Source organism: Helicobacter canis (assembly GCF_900451095.1).
In the GTDB taxonomy this organism is placed as follows: Bacteria; Campylobacterota; Campylobacteria; order Campylobacterales; family Helicobacteraceae; genus Helicobacter_B; species Helicobacter_B zhangjianzhongii.
In genome coordinates, this window is record NZ_UGHV01000001.1 from 442,714 (window position 1) to 457,984 (window position 15,271).

Below are 15,271 nucleotides of genomic sequence, written 5' to 3' on the forward strand. Positions count from 1 at the left end.
TACATATTTGCTATAAAACTGCTTTCTAAATAATAAAAAATATTATTTATTTTTCTATATAATACGCGCAGCTGAATGCTTGATACCTAAATTTAGACTCTTAAAGGACTACTATGAACACAAAGGATAAAAAGAAGCCTATAAGTGTATTTGTGATCTTGGGCTTAGGATATGCCTTATTTGGTGTGATTATCCTAGCACTTTGTATCTATGCGATTATGCGCATAAGCTTTATTGATGCTAATCTCAAGCAAATCAACAACATAAATTCCGTGAAGCAGCGCGTAGCTATCGACTTCCGCGGAAGCGTGCATGACCGCTCCATAGCCATACGAGATGTCGTGCTACACACCCCCCAAAGCAAAGAATCGCTGGATTTTATCATCAAAGAAATAGCGACCCTAGAATCCAACTACACCAATGCTAGAGAGCGTATGAAGACACTTTTTGAAGCGACCAACGGGCTAGAATCACAAGAAAAAGAAATCCTTTCACGCATCGATGGCATTGATACCAAAGCCCTGCCCATCATACACGAGATCATCTCCTTGAAAAAAGCCGGCAATGATGAAGTAGCCACTGCCCGCTTGCAAGAAGTCCGCCCGCTTTTTGTAAGCTGGCTTGCTGTGATCAATGAGTTTATCAACCTAGAAGAGAGTAAAAATCAAGCCATCACGCCGCTTGTAGCCGATGTGGTCTCAATCTTTAAAGCTGTGTTTATCGCAAGCGTGGTTTTATCTATCATCTTTAGTATAGGGATCGCATTTTTCATTATTCGCTATCTCTCTAGGATTCTAGGTGGTGAGCCAAATGTCGCTAAAGCTAGTGTGAAGCTTATAGCCAGTGGAGATCTACGAGAATCTATCACTGCCATAGAAGGCTCTATGCTCAATGATATAGCCAATATGCAGCTAAAGCTTAAAGGCATTGTAAGCGAGATCCTAAAGAGTGCGCAAGAGATTTTCACTAATACCAAAGCCGTAGAGCAAGCAAGTGCCAATTCACAGCAAGCCTCCAAAGCCCAAAGCGATACCGCCAAATCAAGTGCCACTGCTATCGCACAAATCGCGCAAGGCATCGCGCAAATTGCAGAAATCGCCAAGCTCACAGAAGAAAACTCCGCCAAAACCCTAGAATCCGCCAAAAAAGGCAAGGAAGCAATGACTGATACCCAAGCCACGATTGATCAAGTAACACAAATGGTCAATACCTCTGCAAACCAGATTCTAGAGCTAGAAAAGCAGTCCAATGAGATTAGCCAAAGTGCGAGCCTCATCGCAGAAATCGCTGATCAAACAAACCTCCTAGCCCTAAATGCCGCCATAGAAGCCGCAAGAGCAGGAGAGCACGGCAGGGGCTTTGCGGTAGTAGCTGATGAAGTGCGCAAGCTAGCAGAGCGCACGCAAGATACCACCGCGCAGATTGCTACAATCATCAAGCATATACAAGATGAAATTAAGCGTGTGTCAAACTCTATGAACCAAGCCGTCCCCAGAGCGCAAAAGAGTATGGAGCTAGCCGAGCAGACTTCAAGCCTACTTGATGAGATCGAAGAGCAAGCCACAGATTCTCTAGAAAAAGCCCAAAGTGTCAGCACACAAAGCAACCAGCAAGAAGAAAGCGTCGCCAATGTAGAGCGCAGTATGCAAGAAATGGTGCAAGTCTCCAATGACACAAATATCCTTATGGAAAAAAGCCAAAGCTCCATAGCCCAGCTCTCTAAAATCTCCACAACACTCCAAGATAATATCAGCTTCTTTAGACTTTAGTCTATACAATGGCTATGCCCAGCTGCGTAGCCATTGTATTTACACTTTTCACACTTCACACTATAACGCCAATATTTGATTCTAGCTCGCTTTTTGGGATTTTAGGATTTTAACGGCGCGGGATTTTTGATTTAAATTGAGAATGATATTCATTTTTTAAGAAACATATAAACAAAAATTAGGAACTATTACCATTTCATAAATGTAGCGTAAATGCGCGACACAAATCTACCACAAGGAAACATTATGGAACAAAAAGCGTTTGTATCATTGATCCTAGCAAGTATGCTAGCAGCCACGCTCCACGCAGACCAAAGCCAAAATGATAGCCCCACTAGCGATGAGCCAAGCACGCCAAGCCTAGAATCCACTTCTAAAGACGCGCCATCTACCCCCACGATGCTAAACCCTGTAAGTGCCTTTGCCAAGAAAAATGCCAAGCTAGATAGCCTAAACCGCAATACCTACACCCTAGACAAATCCCAAATCACCGACAAAGGCTACAATCAAAGCACCAATATCTTCCAATATATGCCTTTTGTAGGGCTGAACGACACAGGGCTTGGCAGCAATATCGACCTGCGCTCCCAAGGCGCACGCGCCAACACCTCCGTGCAAGTGCTGATAAATGGCGTGCCATCAAATATGCTAGATTCTAGCCACGGCGTAACACCCATAAGCACTCTCTCACCAAACACCATAGAATCCATAGAGATCCTGCCCGGTGGCGGAGCAGTGATGTATGGCAATGGCACGCGCGGTGGGGTAGTCTCTATCACCACGCAAAAACGCTATGAAAAGCCCTTTTTCTCCGCAGGTGCGAGCTATGGCAATATCATCGCTAGCACAGGGAATAATATCAATGCCGATGCAAAGTTTGGCACAAAGCTTAGGAGTGGCACGCGTAGCCCCATATATGTCTCTTTGGGAGCAGCTTATATCCACCAAGGCGGACCAAGGCAGGGTGATCTCACGCAAGGGGCGCAAGCAAATGGCTCTTTTGTCGTAGATTTTGGCGATAGGGCGAGTGTAGATTTTAGCCTAGATTACTTTGGTGGGAGCATTAAAACAAGCCCGAACAACTCTTTCCAAATCACGCCAAACCCTAGCAAAAACGACCGCAACAAAGCCGGCTATGGTAGCCTGCACAACACCCAGCACAGAGTCGATGCAAGCCTAGGGCTAGTAGCACACCTAACAGAAAATTCCACGCTTGATGTGCGGAGCTTTTTCCACTTAAATCGCATTGATTATGTGGATTCTACTACCAATCTCGCTCTTTATATGAATGCTTTCAAAGATGTCAGCGCAGATCAAAACGGCTCATTTTTTGATGATAAAAAGGCAGGCGTGATTGTGAAATACGACTTACACCATACAAAAGGTCGCTTCATCGCCGGACTAGAATCCATCTATAATCGCGGTGAGCGCGTGATGAATCAGCATATATTCTGGCAAGGCGATCCTGTGTCAATGATGGGGCAGCAAGTCAGCAAATACGACCACACGATGAAAATCCCATTTCAAGGCAGCAAGTGGAGCAATGCGGCTTTTATGATAGAAAAATACGATTTTAGCAAGAGATTTTCACTCACAGGTGGGGCGCGCTATGAATGGGCTTACTACGATATTGATGTTACATACAACTCCCGTATCAATATGACCACGCAAAATAATGGTAATGGAATGGTTATACCCATTAACGCTAAAGGCAGCTTGCAAGACTCTTTGCACAACTACGCCCTAGAGCTTACCCCAAGCTTCGCATACAGCGACACAGGCGCGGTGTATCTCAAATATGAAAAGGGCTTTTTCTCCCCTAGCCCCAACTCTATGCTAAAGCGCGAGAGCAGTGGCTACGCCGCTACCAATCTCAAAAAAGAGGAATACCACACCCTAGAAGCCGGGCTTAAAGACTTCTTTGGCGATTTCTTAAGCTTATCACTTAGTGCTTTCTACACCCTCACGCAAAATGAATTCTACACCATAGGCAATGCCCACTCCATAGGCGGCGTAAGCTACAACAACTACGACTTCACACAACGCGCCGGGATAGAGGCTTTCTCCCAGCAGTTTTTCTTTAACGATCGCTTAAGCTTTAATGAAAGCTTCACCTATGTCAATGCCACAATTTTGCAAGATAATGGCAGCAAAACTAATCGCACTATCCCCTACACAAGCAGCTACAAAGCCACTTTAGGAGCAAGCCTAGCCTTAGGGCGGCACTGGAGTCTATGGACCCAGCATAGCTTCTTTGGCGCGCAAAAGGACATCGTGGGCGCAACTATCCCTGCATATAGCCTAAGTGATATAGGCATTAGCGCGAAATACGGCGACTTCTCTCTTACCGCAGGCGTGCGCAATGTCTTTGACTCGTTTTATTACACCTACTACAACAGCGACAAGACAGACCCCATCGCAGGCTATGGCTTCTTGATAGGAGCTGGGAGGAGTGTGTTTGTGCAAGGGCGATATGAGTTTTAGCAATGTGGCTTTAGGGCGACCTTTGCACCTCGCTACTTTGCGCAACTTATGATGACAATAATGCCAAACGGATTTGCAATATGCTTGCAATAACAGCCCCTTTATTGTCATCACGAGCCGATGAAGTCGGTGCGACAATCCAACGCTAGAATCTAGTATTGCAAAAGTGGATTCTAGCCATACTAACCCATTTGTCATACTAAGCTTTGAAGTGGATTATGGATTGCCACGAAACTCCTTACGGATTTTCTCGCAATGACAGCAAAAACGCGGATTCTAGGACTAACCCCACAAAAAATTTGTATAATTTCCGCTATTTTTATCACAAGGAGACACTATGTGCGGGATTTTGGGGATTTTGGGACAAAGCGATGAAGCAAACTTCACCAAGGCACTCCACACACTCACCCACAGAGGACCGGACGCCTTTGGCGTGTATGCAGGAGAGTCTATCACGCTAGGGCATAGACGCCTATCAATCATCGATACGAGCGAGCAGAGCAATCAGCCTATGCACTTTGTAAGTAGTAATATTTGCGGGGGGGGGGGGCGAAGTGGATTCTAGATAGAGATGATCAAAGTCCGCTTTATAGCATAGTCTTTAACGGAGAGATTTATAACTACATCGAGCTAAAAGAGCAGCTCAAAGCCAAAGGCTATATTTTCCACACACAAAGTGATACAGAAGTCGCGTTAGCAAGCTTTGTAGAGTGGGGTGAATCCTGCTTAAACCGCTTCAATGGTATGTGGGCGTTGGCAATTTATGACCATAGAGCTAAACGCCTTTTCCTAAGCCGAGATCGCTTCGGCAAAAAGCCCCTATTTTACGCCTTTATCACCACGAGCAAAGGAGAGAGACAGCTAATCTTTGCAAGTGAGATGAAAGCCATTTATCCCTACTTAGAGCAAATATCGCCCTCACACGCCTTTAGCGCGATGAGTGCTAGGGCAAATATCTTCTCCTATCCGCAAACCCACGACACCCTAGTAGATGGGATCTATCGCTTTCCTTACTCACACTATGCCTTTATCGATCAAGCCACTATGCAAGTAGAGCCCAAACGCTACTACAATATCCTAGACCACTTACGCCCTGTCCCTAGCAGCTATGAGCTAGCAAAGCAGGAGTTTTTCACACTCTTTTGCGATGCGGTAAAGGTGCGAATGCGCTCAGATGTAACCATAGGGACCGCGCTTAGTGGGGGGCTGGATTCTAGTGCGGTGATTTGCACGATGGCACACCTTGCCAAGCAAGGAGTGCAAACGCAAAAAGACTGGCAGCACGCCTTTGTCGCCTGCTTTAAAGACACGCATCAAGATGAGAGCTGGTATGCCAAGCAAGTAGTCGATCATATCGGCATAAACGCGACTTTTAAGGAGATCGAGCCGCTAAAAGAGTGGGATAATATCTCTAAATATTTTTATATGCTAGAAGATCTCTATGGGCGGATTTTACTGCACGATATTTTGATTTATAAAGAGCAAAGGAGCAATGGCATCACCGTAAGCCTTGATGGGCACGGGTCTGATGAGCTATTTTGCGGATATGGGCATATCCCCTATGCTTTGTGGGATAGCCGCTATCACCCACTGCGATTATGGCAGCTTATGCACACGACTAATGGCACGCGCCTACACCCAGAATCCACTTTTAGCGTGCTAAAATCTAGCCTAAGTATGTTTGCTCGCACGGGGGTAAAGCGGCTCATCGGCAGAGAGATTATTAAAAGCGCGGATTCTAGCCACCCAAATTTCCAAGCGATGGATACGCTAAATCAAGTGCTGTATGTGATGTTTTTTGAGACGCTTTTGCCTGTGATTATTCGCGATTATGATAAATGCTCGATGATTTCAAGCATAGAGATTCGTATGCCCTTTATGGATCACAGGCTTGTGGAGTTTATGTTTAGCCTGCCTTATCACTACAAAGTCGGTGGCGGCTATACCAAAAAGCTCTTGCGCGATAGTATCGGCACGCTTATGCCAAGCTCTGTTACTTGGCGTAAGCCAAAGCTAGGCTTTAATGCGCCTATGGGAGATTGGATCGCGCGAGATAAAAGCCACAATGGACTTAAGGAGTGGTTTTTAGACATTGCACACTCTAAGGACTTCCTAGAATGCCCCCTTGTGCCAAATGCCAAAGAGACGCAAAGCCAGATCCTAGCTCTAGCTAGCGGCAATATCGCGCAAGAAAACGCCCAAAACACCGCAGAAGAAGTATGGTGCGCGCTCAATCCCTACCTATGGCAAAAGTCCATAGCCCAATACGCGCTTAGATTCTAGGGCAGATATGTGCTAGCACGCTTGCATAAAATGTAACAACCTAGAGCAAAAAGCTAGAATCCATATTGACAAAATTTTAGGCATTTGGTTAGAATCTAGGCTCTTTAGCCCCATTTGAGATGTAAGGACTTGTATGAGCCTAGCGCGATCTTACGCTACCATAGCAAGGATACAAGGAGCAAGGCACTTCGCCTATGCAAGCCCACAAGAAAACGCAGAAAAAACCAGAAGCCCCACTAGATTCCTAAATGATCAAGGGCAGGCTATCAAGCCTAGCTTCCGCCATATCCAAGTATCGTGTATAGCACACTCATCACTGCAAGTTGTAACCATACCCTACCCCAAGCAAGACCCAAGTCAAGAAGATCTCTATAAGCTTTGTGTGCAAAAGCAGCTTTTAGATTCTAGCTCTCATCTCTTTATGGCTATGCCCTTAGTATCCCTAGGTGCTATGCAGCAGTATAAGGCATTTGCCAGCGCGCTTGATACACAAGGTAAGCCCACAAGCACAGCCCCTAGAATCTATGAAAATCTCAATGCCCAAGTCTTTATCCCGCTCATCTTACTCCCTCTAGCAAGCGATGAAAAAGCTAGCGGCGTGTTTTTGCTCGATGATTGGCTCTGTGTCTATGACAATGGCAAGCTTGTGTATGAGTGCGTATGTAGCGATATGGCTTCATTGCGCGATGCTTTAGCGTTCATTAGCTCGATGTATGGCACGCCTTCTAAGCTTTGCTACTATCAAGCCCTAGGCACAAGCACAAGCCTATATCCACTAGAATCCACCCTAGAATCCACTTTGCAAGCAAGCTATCCCACGCTCACTTGTATCACAACGCCTTTATATCAGCTGCTACAAGCCTATCTACTACAAACCCACTTGCCCACTCTCCACAATCCCCACGCCAAGCACTGCTTGCAAACACAGAGCTTTTGGTATGGGCTAGGGCTTGTAGCGTGCTGCGCACTAGTTATCGCGCTACCATTTTGCAAGCTTATGTATGCAAGCCATTTAGACACTCGCACCAAGCACCTAAGCACGCACAACGCCCAGCTATCCCAAACCATACAAGCACAAAGCCTAAATGCCACCAAGCTCCCCCACCTAAGCTCCCAGATCACTGACACTATCCACAATCTCTACACGATCAAATCCCGCTATATCTCGCGCCTAGAGATCCTAGCCACACTCTCACACATCGCCCGCAATAGTGAAAGCTGGATCACCCACCTAGCCCTACAAGGCAATCTTGACAAAGGCGAAGCCCTGCTAGAGCTCTCCTGCCAAGCCCAGAATCAAAGCAATCTCCACACACTTATGCAATCCTTGCAAGATATGCCAAAGCTTGAGATCATCGCCACACAAGATGATGAGGACCTAAGCGATGTCTTTGGGACAAAAATCACCCTAAAGATCAGCTATGCATAGGCTTTTTGCCTCTTGTGATTTATGGCTTATGCGGCATAAAAAGCGTGAAAGGATCGCGCTTTTTGCCCTGCCTATTGTGCTTTGTTTGGGAGTGGCTTTGGCGGTGGTGCTGCCACCCATTGATGAGATCTATGCACAAAGCGAGCTTGCCTATACCACCCAAGACAACCTAGCAAAAGAGCTAGAATCCAGCCTAGAGCGCATAGAGACAAGCTTCGCGCACGAAGAGCTTGCAAGCACACTAGCCTATAAGCAGCAGCTCTTGCAAAGCCTGCAAGAAAAAGCCCAGACAAACACCCAGCTGACAAAAAAGCTCGCCCCCTTTAGCAAAAGCACCACGCCCAAAGGCACGCATTTGCACTTTAATGCCATAGGCGATGTGGATATGCTAGAAGATATTATCGAGCTTTTAGAAGCGCAGCATTTCATCTTCATCGAAAATCTCGCCATTAAAGCCCCCTTTGCAAGCAGCCTAGAAATGTCCTTTGATGTGCTAAATTTTGGCGAAATGCTAAAAAGATTTAAAGGGGCGTGATGCGGCGGTGGATTAAGATCGCGTGGATTATGCAGCTATGTATCCTAAGTGCTGGGGCTACAGCAAGCTTGCAAGAGCAAGTAAGCACGCTTCTGCGCCCACCCTTAGCCCAAAATCATCGTATATACAATGTCTTTGGCGAAAAGGAGGTCGAGCTAAAGGTCTCTGCGATTTTAAACCACAAAGCCCTAATCCACAACACTTGGTATAAAGTAGGCGATAGGATTGGGATTTTTACGATCAATTATATCAGCGAGAAAGAAGTCGCACTCATAGACAAAAAGGGCGACAAAAAGACCCTAGCCCTGCAAACAAGAGTCTTTGAATGATCGCCCAAGCACACACTAGAATCCTAAAGCGTGGATTCTACTATGTCCTGCTAGCCCTATCTCTAATCTCTCTAGCCCAAGCCCAGCCCACAAGCAAAGAATGCGCCAATAGATCCTTCACCCTCCAAAGCAAGCCCAATCTCTCCCCCAAGCTCCTACTAGAAGAAATCGCGCTTGAGTGCAAGCTCTCTTTAATCCTAGAAAACAACGCCCAAGCCGCCCTAGATCAAACAAAAGTAAGCTTCTCTTTCCACAAGGCAAAGCTCCAAGAGATTTTATCCACCATAGCCAAGGCAAGCGACACGCACTACTCCCTAGAGCAAGGGCTGATCCGCTTTAGCCACCTACACACGCAAACTTTCCATATCAACTACATCGCCACCGCACGCGTAGGCAGCTCCAATACCGATGTCGTCTATGGGCAAGAGTCCCAAGCCCAATCCCTAAGCCCACACACAAGCTATTTTCAGCCCTACTCTAGCAACCCCCTAGGCGATGATATACAGACAAAAGCCCTAACCCAAGGCACACAAAGCCCCATTTTTGGCAAATCTGGCACGAAGATTTACTCCATTGATGAGCTAAATTTCTGGGGCGATTTAGAAAATGAGCTCATAGCCATAATCTACCAAGAAAACGACAGCTACCACCCAAAGCACCCGCGCATTATCATCAACAAAGGCGCAGGACTCATCACCATAAACGCCACCCCAAGCCAGCTAGATCGCGCTAGAATCTACCTAGATGCCCTGCAAGCGCGTCTAAGAGAGCAAGTGCAAATTGATGTGCAGATTTTCCACATAGAGCATAGTGATATAAACACCATAGGCGTGAATTGGGGTAAGCTCTTTGAGCTAGGGCTAAACACCCAATCCCCCCAAGTCCCACTCCTAAGCACCACGCCTAGCGGGCTAAATTACGGCGTGTATGTCTTCTCACAGGATTTAAGTATCGGGCAGATCGTGCAGTTTCTCAAAGAATATGGCAAGACAAAATCCATTTCAAACCCCAAAATCATCACCCTAAACAACCAGCCAGCTATCATCTCTGTGGGCAATGTCCTACGCTACTCCCAGAGCCTTATCTATCAAACCTCAACCAACTCTTCCACGATCCAAAATACCGGCTACCAATACCCAAGCGTCTTTAGCGGCGTGCTGCTTGATGTAACGCCCTCAATCTACGGACAAGAAATTATCCTAAAGATCAATCCCTCTATCACTGCGGCAAAAGACCCAAGCATAGAGAATCAAGCCCAAGCCCTAAACGCCCCTCCAAATCTCTCTACCAATCAGCTCTCCTCCATTGTGCGCATACAAAATGGGCAGCGCGTGATTTTAGGCGGGCTTATTAGCGAGACAGATTCTACAAGCACCAAAAAGCTCCCCCTGCTAGGCTCAATCCCCATTATCAAATATCTCTTTTCTTACAAAAAGACCATAAAGCAAAAGCGCGAAATGGTCATCATAATCACCCCAACGATTATCGATAATCAAAGCACGGACTACACCATAAATGAAGCCTAACTCCCTAAAATCCACCGCAAGCAAGCTCACACAAACACGCGCAAAGCTCGCTCTTGCGTGGCGCAAAATCTATGCCCATATAGAGCCTAAAGCCCGCCATATATATGGGACAATCGATGAGGTGATAAAGGGATTTTGCACGCGTGCAAGCACCTATATCACAACGCTTATCCGCACACTCCTAGCCAAGACTCTAGCCCAAAGAAACGCACTTATCACTCTAGGGCTGCTTTTTGTGAGTGTGTGCTTTGGGCTGTGGAGTGTGTTTGTGCTAGGCATACTCTATGAGCGCGCACAAAGCAGCTTGCGCGCCTCTTTACTAGAATCTAATGCGCTTGTAGCAACACCTAAACCCCCCATAGAATCCCCACGCATAGCCCCTAGCACACCGCCTAAAAGCCACATTGGTATGGGAGACTCCATACAAGCCCTTAGCACAAAGCCCCCAGCAATCCCAGCTATTGATGAGAAAGAGAGCGTTATCACAGGCAGTCTTACCTACACAAATGCCATAAGTATCGCTAGAAGTAGCCTTATGGCACAGGATTTTACACGCGCTAGGATTTGGCTGTATCGCGCATTTTTACTCCACAATGGTGCGCAAGAAGTGTGGGAGCTGTATTGGCAATCCTTTGAGCAAGACTATCGCGCGAGCATTGAGCAAAAGCAAGCTGCCTACACACTCTATCTCCAAGCTAAACGCTACTATGGATTCTAGTATGAAAAGAGTAGATCTATCAAGCTTTGCCCCGCGCAAGCTCCACACAGAGATCCTGCCTGCAAGTTTATGCGAGAAATTTGGCGCGATTGTATATGACGCCACTGACACACATATCATAATCGTGCTAGCTAAAGACAATGAGCATTCTAAGCAGCTCTTAGCGCATCATTTTGCCTCACAGCAAGCCTTGGGAAAGCAGCTAGAATTTGTGCTTGAAAGCTCATTTTGCTTTTATTGGATTCTAAAGGCGGTGGGCTTTGTGGAGCATTTTTATCTGCTTGATGAAGTGGATTCTAGGCTGCAATATGTTTTAGAGCAGGCGATCGCACTTCACGCAAGCGATGTGCATATCGAGCATAAAATCCACTACGCAAGTATCCGCCTAAGGATCGATGGGATCTTGCGCGAGATAGGGCGCATAGAGCTTGAAGACTTTAGCAAGCTCTCTAGTAAAATCAAGCTAGATTCTAGGCTTGACATCACAGAAATGCGCCTACCCCAAGATGGGCGAATGCAAAAGGAGCTTGCCCACACCGACTATGACTTCCGCATATCTTGTATGCCGCTTTTATATGGAGAGTCCATTGTCCTGCGGATCTTGCATAAGCATAGCGCGTGCATTAGCCTTGATACACTTGGGCTATCTCATAATGCCAAAGCCACTTTGCAAAATGCCATTGGCAAAAAATCCGGCTTAATCCTAGTCGTAGGACCAACAGGCAGCGGCAAATCCACCACACTCTACGCACTTATAGAAGAGCTACAAACCTTAGAGAAAAAGATCATCACCATAGAAGACCCCATAGAGTATCAAATCCAAGCCGCCACGCAAATCCAGCTTAATGAAGACTTAGGATTCTCCTTTTATCAAGCACTAAAATCCACTTTGCGCCAAGACCCAGATATTATCCTAGTAGGCGAGATCCGCGATAAGCAGACCCTAGAGCTTGCCCTAAATGCCTCTCTCACCGGGCATTTGGTGCTAGCGAGCTTGCATAGCCCTGATTGTATCTCAAGCCTTGAGCGGCTCTTTGAAATGGGCGCGGCGCGTAGTGTGCTTGCCACAAGCTTGCTGTGTATCCTAGCCCAAAGGCTTGTGGGCAGGCTCTGTGATACTTGCAAGCATAAAACTCCGCAAGGCTACATCGCTAGAGGCTGTGATGCCTGCAATGGTAGCGGGATCAAGGGGCGATTAGTCATCGCCCAAGCCCTCCATATCAATGACTCATTGCGCGCGCTCTTTTGGGACGATGACAATAGCACGCAAACTGATTGGCGGCTGCGGCTGCGCAAAGCTCTTGTCGCTAGTAATCTCCCCACGCTAAAAGATGATGCCCTGCAAAAGCTCGCGTATATTGACTATCGCGAAATCGCCATGCTAGAATAACGCCCCAAATGCCAGCATCAAGGAATACAATGCATATCTATACTTTTTTCATCGCCTGCGTGCTTGCTAGTATCAGCGGTGCTTTTATGCTAGCCTTAATGGATAGCAATCACAATTGGGGCGGGGATTTCTCGCAATACATCGCCCAGGCAAAAGCCCTAATCAATGGCACAATCCCCACGCAAATCGCTAATAACACGCTGATGATGCAATATAGCGATGGGGTCTATGGTCCCAATGTCTATCCGTGGGGCTATCCACTGCTACTTGCGCCAGTGCTCGCGCTCTTTGGGGAGGATCTGCTCGCGCTTAAATGTGTGAATATCGCGTTTTTTATGCTCTTTATTTTTTGCTTTTACGCGTATGTAGCTAGGCGATTTTCTACACAAGCAAGCATTGCCCTAAGCTTGGCTTTCGCGCTTAATCCTATGCTTCTAAACTTTGCTAGCAATAATATCTTAAGCGATATTTCATATATGTGTATAAGCTTTGTCGCGGTGGTGGGGCTGCAAGCATTTGTAGCACCACTAGAGCAGGCAAGCAAGCTTGCTACTTCTCCTATGGCTACTAATACTTTTAATATTTCTAATATGTCTAATATTTCTAATAATTCTTTGGGGGGGGGGGCGAAGTGATCTAGGTATCTTTGTGCTAGGGATCCTTGGGGGGATTTTAGCACTAGCTGCCTACCTTATCCGTAGCAATGGCATAGCAGTCCTTGCAACCCTATGTGCCTTGCATCTCTACTTTATTACTAGAATCCACACAATCCCTAGAATCCACATTTTGCCAATCCGCCTTGTAGCCTTGAATGCGCTGCCTTATGTGGTGTTTGTGCTAGGGATTTTGCTTGTGCGATACACTTTGGATTCTAGTGGGGGAGAGGGGCATATCGCTGTGCTGCTAGAGAGCATTTCGCTAAAAACTATCGTGCGCAACGCCCTCTACTACGCTGGGATCTTTTGCGATTTTTTCGCCCTGCCAAATCCGCTCGCTCTGCTTGCCCCTAGCCTACTAGAATCCAAATATGCCTTTTTGCTCCCCAATCCTTTGGGGCTGCTTGTGTGGGCTATATGCGTATATTTTCTTGTGATAGGGCTTAAAGCGTGCTATAAGCGCGATATATTTGCGGCTTTGTTTGTGGGGATTTCTCTAGGGATTTTGATCCTTTGGCCCCCTTTGCAGGGGATTAGGTTTGTGTTTTGCGTGCTGCCATTTATGGCGATATGGATTGCTTGTGGTATGCGCAAAGTCTATGATCGCCGCCCTAGGCTTATTGCCATATTTATCGCGCTTGTTTTGGGCTACTTTGTGCTAAAAGATAGCTACCACCTGCTTGCTAGATATAATGCCCTGCCAAAGCCTATCCTAGATCTGCGATCAAAGCCCACGCCGCAAGCCTTTGACCTAGAATCTAAGCGCGTGTATGCCTTTATCACCACGCACACAAGCCCAAATGATACAATCGTATTTTTCAAGCCGCGCGTGCTTTACCTAGCGACCAATCGCCTAAGCTATGGCACAAGAGTGCTAGAGCGACTCGATAAAGCGCAGTATCTACTAGAATCTAGCTTTGCCCCGCTTTTTGATGAAAAGGAGCTAGCACACTTCCCTATCGTGTATGCAAGCGAGCATTTCACGCTCTATGACCTGCGGTGATTTATGCTATACTTGCGCCCTTACGCCTAAAGGACAATTATGACTGCCTCTATTCTCATAACCGGCGGAGCCGGCTATATCGGCTCTCACGCCAATGCCCTGCTAAACGCGCTTGGATTTGACACTATCGTGCTAGATAATTTAGTCTATGGGCATAAACAAGCCCTGTGCTACGCGCCACTGCCAAATGCGGCAACTTCTCTGCTAGAGTCTCTTAAGGCTTCTAATACTACTTCTAATATTTCTTTGGGGGGGGGCATAAAAGTTTAGATCAAAGCCTAGAGACCGCCCACACACGCACCACCTTTATCCAAGCAGACTTAAGCGACATCTCCGCACTAGAATCCATTTTTAGCACCTATCACATACAAGCAGTTATGCACTTTGCTGCCTTTGCCTATGTGGGGGAAAGTGTCAAAGACCCTAGCAAGTATTACTACAACAATATCGCCAACTCACTCAATCTCTTAGAATCTATGCGTAAAGCGAATGTCAAAAACATCATCTTTAGCTCCACTTGCGCTACTTATGGCGATCCCCTGCATCTCCCTATCACAGAGTCCCACCCGCAAAATCCTATAAACCCCTATGGCTACTCAAAGCTTGTGGTAGAAAATATGCTAAAAGATTTTAGCCGCGCGTATGGGCTACATTATGTCATCTTGCGCTATTTTAATGCCGCTGGAGCAAGCAAGCTCTTTAATATTGGGGAGTCTCATAGCCCTGAGACACATTTAATCCCACTTCTTTTGCAAACCGCACTAGGGCAAAGAGAGTCTTTACACATTTATGGTGATGACTACCCGACAAAAGACGGCTCTTGTGTGAGAGACTATATCCATATCGATGACCTAGCAAGCGCGCATATCCTAGCCCTAACGCATTTGCTAAATGGCGGCAAAAGCGAAGCCTTTAATCTCGGCAATGGGGAGGGTTTCTCTATCTTTGAGCTTTTAGAGTGTGCCTCTAGGCTTTGTGGCAGGCAAATCCCTTACACCATAGAATCTAGGCGGGAGGGCGATCCTGCCACACTCATAGGCGACAGCACAAAGGCACAGCAGATTCTAGGCTGGAAGGCGCATTTTGCAGATATAGAGACAATTCTCTCTTCAGCACTTGCTTGGCATCGCAATCCACGCTACTAAGGAG

At 46.6% G+C, this 15,271-nt stretch carries 12 protein-coding genes and 1 pseudogene; all 13 read left to right on the forward strand.

The window, feature by feature from the left end; genetic code table 11:
* The first annotated feature begins 113 nt into the window (after nt 1-113).
* The 13 genes and pseudogenes from DX060_RS02175 (at nt 114) to galE (ending at nt 15,267) form a co-directional block, all read left to right on the forward strand.
* Nucleotides 114-1,769, forward strand: a complete 1,656-nt coding sequence (locus DX060_RS02175) for a methyl-accepting chemotaxis protein (protein WP_115010946.1) — start codon at nt 114-116, stop codon at nt 1,767-1,769.
* 246 nt (nt 1,770-2,015) lie between these two features.
* Complete coding sequence (locus DX060_RS02180; protein ID WP_258552162.1) at nt 2,016-4,253, forward strand: TonB-dependent receptor; 2,238 nt, start codon at nt 2,016-2,018, stop codon at nt 4,251-4,253.
* Between the two features lie 337 nt (nt 4,254-4,590).
* The gene (locus DX060_RS02185) at nt 4,591-4,818 is read left to right on the forward strand and encodes a hypothetical protein (RefSeq protein ID WP_115010947.1); all 228 of its coding nucleotides are present in this window, start codon (nt 4,591-4,593) and stop codon (nt 4,816-4,818) included.
* Nucleotides 4,788-6,536: an asparagine synthase (glutamine-hydrolyzing) gene (asnB, locus tag DX060_RS02190; RefSeq protein WP_220176684.1), complete on the forward strand. Its 1,749-nt coding sequence runs from the start codon at nt 4,788-4,790 to the stop codon at nt 6,534-6,536. The genes DX060_RS02185 and asnB overlap by 31 nt, the downstream gene beginning before the upstream one ends.
* A gap of 133 nt (nt 6,537-6,669) precedes the next feature.
* On the forward strand, nt 6,670-7,965 hold the full coding sequence (locus DX060_RS02195; RefSeq protein WP_115010948.1) for a hypothetical protein: 1,296 nt from the start codon (nt 6,670-6,672) through the stop codon (nt 7,963-7,965).
* Nucleotides 7,958-8,500, forward strand: coding sequence for a hypothetical protein (locus DX060_RS02200; protein ID WP_115010949.1), 543 nt, complete (start codon nt 7,958-7,960; stop codon nt 8,498-8,500). Before DX060_RS02195 ends, DX060_RS02200 begins: the two co-directional genes overlap by 8 nt.
* On the forward strand, nt 8,500-8,829 hold the full coding sequence (locus DX060_RS02205) for a hypothetical protein (protein WP_115010950.1): 330 nt from the start codon (nt 8,500-8,502) through the stop codon (nt 8,827-8,829). Before DX060_RS02200 ends, DX060_RS02205 begins: the two co-directional genes overlap by 1 nt.
* Nucleotides 8,826-10,355, forward strand: coding sequence for a pilus (MSHA type) biogenesis protein MshL (mshL, locus tag DX060_RS02210; protein WP_115010951.1), 1,530 nt, complete (start codon nt 8,826-8,828; stop codon nt 10,353-10,355). Before DX060_RS02205 ends, mshL begins: the two co-directional genes overlap by 4 nt.
* Complete coding sequence (locus tag DX060_RS11145; RefSeq protein WP_181814140.1) at nt 10,345-11,073, forward strand: hypothetical protein; 729 nt, start codon at nt 10,345-10,347, stop codon at nt 11,071-11,073. Before mshL ends, DX060_RS11145 begins: the two co-directional genes overlap by 11 nt.
* A complete protein-coding gene (locus DX060_RS02215) occupies nt 10,988-12,463 on the forward strand; it encodes a GspE/PulE family protein (RefSeq protein WP_181814141.1) in 1,476 nt (491 codons plus the stop codon). The genes DX060_RS11145 and DX060_RS02215 overlap by 86 nt, the downstream gene beginning before the upstream one ends.
* Nucleotides 12,464-12,492: 29 nt before the next feature.
* A complete protein-coding gene (locus tag DX060_RS02220; RefSeq protein WP_115010953.1) occupies nt 12,493-13,098 on the forward strand; it encodes a hypothetical protein in 606 nt (201 codons plus the stop codon).
* 13 nt (nt 13,099-13,111) lie between these two features.
* Nucleotides 13,112-14,122 carry a hypothetical protein gene (locus tag DX060_RS02225; RefSeq protein WP_115010954.1) on the forward strand — a complete coding sequence of 337 codons (1,011 nt, stop codon included), beginning with the start codon at nt 13,112-13,114 and terminating at the stop codon, nt 14,120-14,122.
* 39 nt (nt 14,123-14,161) lie between these two features.
* Nucleotides 14,162-15,267: pseudogene (galE, locus tag DX060_RS02230) on the forward strand (UDP-glucose 4-epimerase GalE).
* Nucleotides 15,268-15,271: the final 4 nt, after the last annotated feature.

Coding starts and splice junctions, on each gene's coding strand:
- DX060_RS02180 (WP_258552162.1), top strand. CDS start 2,016: ATGGAACAAAAAGCGTTTGTATCATTGATCCTAGCAAGTATGCTAGCA.
- DX060_RS02220 (WP_115010953.1), top strand. CDS start 12,493: ATGCATATCTATACTTTTTTCATCGCCTGCGTGCTTGCTAGTATCAGC.
- DX060_RS02185 (WP_115010947.1), top strand. CDS start 4,591: ATGTGCGGGATTTTGGGGATTTTGGGACAAAGCGATGAAGCAAACTTC.
- DX060_RS02195 (WP_115010948.1), top strand. CDS start 6,670: ATGAGCCTAGCGCGATCTTACGCTACCATAGCAAGGATACAAGGAGCA.
- DX060_RS02200 (WP_115010949.1), top strand. CDS start 7,958: ATGCATAGGCTTTTTGCCTCTTGTGATTTATGGCTTATGCGGCATAAA.
- DX060_RS11145 (WP_181814140.1), top strand. CDS start 10,345: ATGAAGCCTAACTCCCTAAAATCCACCGCAAGCAAGCTCACACAAACA.
- DX060_RS02205 (WP_115010950.1), top strand. CDS start 8,500: ATGCGGCGGTGGATTAAGATCGCGTGGATTATGCAGCTATGTATCCTA.
- mshL (WP_115010951.1), top strand. CDS start 8,826: ATGATCGCCCAAGCACACACTAGAATCCTAAAGCGTGGATTCTACTAT.
- DX060_RS02175 (WP_115010946.1), top strand. CDS start 114: ATGAACACAAAGGATAAAAAGAAGCCTATAAGTGTATTTGTGATCTTG.